Source organism: Deltaproteobacteria bacterium (assembly GCA_009930495.1).
Lineage (GTDB): Bacteria > Desulfobacterota > Desulfovibrionia > Desulfovibrionales > Desulfomicrobiaceae > Desulfomicrobium.
The window spans coordinates 1-3,126 of record RZYB01000243.1 but is presented as its reverse complement, the minus strand read 5'-3'; the positions used below and the strand labels follow the sequence as shown (position 1 = coordinate 3,126).

Sequence of the window (3,126 nt, the reverse complement as noted above, 5' to 3'; positions counted from 1 at the left end):
ATCAACACGCTGGTAGCCGATGTCGCCATCCTGCGCCGCCGTGAAGCGTCGCAAAAAAATATCGAAATTCACGAGAATCTCGAACAGGGCCTGCCCGTCATTCTCAGCGAGCCGGCCTTGCTTCGCCAGCTGCTCATCAACTTGGTCAACAACGCCATGGACGCCATGCCCGAAGGCGGCAGCATCACCATCAGCACCAGGCAGGGCGACAGCGGCGGCGTCCTCATGCAGGTCGAGGACTCGGGGTTTGGCATCCCCGAGGAAAACATGAACAAGATCTTCGATCCGTTCTTCACCACCAAACCCCCGGGAAAGGGCGCGGGACTCGGCTTGTCCATCAGCCACGGCATCCTGCAACGCATAGGCGGACGGGTTTTTGCCGACAGCCGTCCGGGACACGGTTCAACCTTCACGGTTCAGCTTCCCCTGGAAGCGCGGCCCATGGCGTCATGACCATCGGCATGAGGAAGTGCCGAACATGAAGGAAAACATCCCCTCCGGTCGCCCCGGCGACATCTCTGACGCCCCGCCAAAATTGGGGAAAAAATACATATTTTTCAAAAACCTGCTGTCGCGCAACAATCTGGTCCTGGACCAGATGACATTTCTGGAGCGAACGGTCCACGAAGGAAGGCCATTCACCCAGGAAGAAGCCGTCCAGCTGACCCAATCCATGGTAGGCAACTGCTGCCTTCTGGTCGAAGATTTGAACGCACTGTGCGCGGGACACTACCCGGAACTTTTCGCCAGCGTCGAATCTGTTGGCCTGAAGGCGTTGAGCGCGCTGACCAGGAAAAGAACTTTCGACTACAAGACCCTCACCGTGCCCTTGGAAAAACTCACCCTGGAACGGCTGGAGGAAGTCGGGGGAAAAGCCGCGAACCTGGGCGAAATCCGCAACAGGGCTGGTCTTCCCACTCCCTCCGGCTTTGCCGTCACGGCCTCGGCGGCATCGCTCTTCCTGGAGCACTCGGGGCTGCTCGATGCCTTCAGCCGCCAGTTGGCGGGCATAAATCCCTCGGACATCGCGGCCCTGGAAGCGGCCTGCGCCAAGGTCAGCGAAAAGATCATGGTTTCACCGCTTCCGGCGGAACTGGAAAAGGACTTGCTGGGCAAGACCCGGGAGCTGATCGCCAGATACGGCCCAAAGGTCCGCCTGGCCGTGCGCTCGTCAGCCGTCTGCGAAGATTCGGAGGCGTCCTTTGCCGGGCAGCACGCCTCGGTCCTCGGAGCCACGCCCATGACCCTGGGCAGGGCCTGGAGCGCGGTGGTCGCCAGCGCCTTCACGCCCAGGGCGGTGTTCTACCGGCGGACCAAGGGCTATTCCGAGCAGGACGTGATGATGAGCGTGCTGGTTCTGCCCATGATCCAGTCTAGGGCCAGCGGGGTTCTCTACACCATCGACCCCAACTCGTCCCACAGCGACGACCTGCTGCTCGCCGCGGCCTGGGGCCTGGGCGTCAGCGTGGTCGACGGCTCCATGGACGTGGATTTCTGGCGAGTGCGCAGAGGGGACAAAACGATTCTTTCCGAGAACATCGCGGACAAAAAAAAACAGTTCGTGGTGCTGGCCCAGGGCGGCATCGTGTCCAGGCCCGTGCCGGAGGATCTGCAGGGCCGGTCCTGTCTGACTTCCGACCAGGTCGGCATCCTGGTGGACTACGGTCTACGCCTGGAGGCCCATTACGGCATGCCCATGGATATCGAATGGGCGCTGGATGAGGAAGGGCTGCTCATCATCCTGCAGGCCAGGCCCCTGCAGCGCGCCGGTGGCCTGGAGCAGGCCGAAAGCTGCAAACTTGTTCCGGGCCTGACCCCGCTTTTGTTCGGAGGACAGGCGGCCTCTGCCGGAGAGGCCGCGGGCCCTGTTTACGTCGTTCAGCCGGAGCACGAACTCAGCGCCATCCCCCAAGGCTCCATCCTCGTGGCCAGGCAAACCTCCCCGGCCTATGTCGCGGCCATGGGCAAGATCGTCGGCATCATCACCGACGTGGGCAGTCCCAACGGCCACATGGCCTCGGTGGCTCGGGAATTCGGCATTCCGACTCTGGTCGGCGTGGGCAGCGCCACGGCCCTGCTGCCCCACGGCATGGAGATCACCCTCGACGCCACCAACCAGGTCGTCTATGCCGGACGAATCAGCGAAATCCTGTCCACGCGCAAACCCGTGAACCCGATGAAGGGCAGCCCCGTGTACAAGTCGCTGCAGGAAGCCATGAAGTTCATCAATCCCCTCAACCTGGTGGACCCGCAACTTCCCGAGTTTTCTGCCCAGGCCTGCCGCACCCTGCACGATATCATCCGCTTCGCGCACGAAATGGCCATGCAGGAGATGTTTCGCCTCTGCGACAGTCTTTCCGGGCAGACCGGCGTGGCCCGCGAACTGTGCGCGACACTGCCCTTTCGCATTCTGCTGGTCGATCTGGGCGGGGGCATCGCACCGGGCGCCGATCCGGTCCGGGCGGAGCTGTCCGAGCTGCGCTGCACGCCGCTTCTCGCCCTGCTCCAAGGCATGGGGCACGTTCCGGCCCCCTCGGACTCCGCTTCCGGCCAAGACCGGCCAAGGCCCACCTGCTACGCGGTCGTGTCGGACGCCTACGTCAATTTCAGCGGCCGCCTGGGCAACCACTTCGTCACCATCGACTCCTATCTGGGTCCGGTCATCAACGACAACTACATCACCTTTTCCTTCAAGGGCGGGGCGGCGCAGTACGAACAGCGGGTCCGGCGAGCCCTGATTCTGGCAGGAATCCTGCTCCGCCAGGGATTCAGGGTCACTCAAAGCGCGGACTCGCTCAAGGCCGAAATCCGCAAATACGACCAGCGCCGCTTCATGGAACGCCTGGACGGACTGGGCCGGCTGCTCGCCGCAGTGCGAGCCCTGGATTGGCGGCTCGACAGCGACTCCGAAATCGCCGGATACGTTGATGCGTTCATGAATGGCGATTACGCCTTTTTGCGACCGCCGGATTCTCGCACCCTTCCGCAATGACCGCCTTGTCCAGTTGCCTGGACCCGCCGGTCCGTGTCACTAATCGCCTACGAACAACGAGTGTGTCGAGCAAGTGCGCAAGGGAGCGAAGGCTTCCGAGGTCCTGGGAGATTATTTGAAAAGTGCCACACGCG

General features: G+C 62.5%; 2 protein-coding genes. Both read left to right on the top strand.

Annotated elements, in window-relative coordinates; translation table 11 throughout:
- Positions 1-453: a hypothetical protein gene (locus EOL86_13210; GenBank protein ID NCD26533.1), complete on the top strand. Its 453-nt coding sequence runs from the start codon at positions 1-3 to the stop codon at positions 451-453.
- 25 nt (positions 454-478) lie between these two features.
- On the top strand, positions 479-2,992 hold the full coding sequence (locus EOL86_13205) for a pyruvate, phosphate dikinase (GenBank protein ID NCD26532.1): 2,514 nt from the start codon (positions 479-481) through the stop codon (positions 2,990-2,992).
- Positions 2,993-3,126 lie beyond the last annotated feature (134 nt).

Coding starts and splice junctions, on each gene's coding strand:
- EOL86_13205 (NCD26532.1), top strand. CDS start 479: ATGAAGGAAAACATCCCCTCCGGTCGCCCCGGCGACATCTCTGACGCC.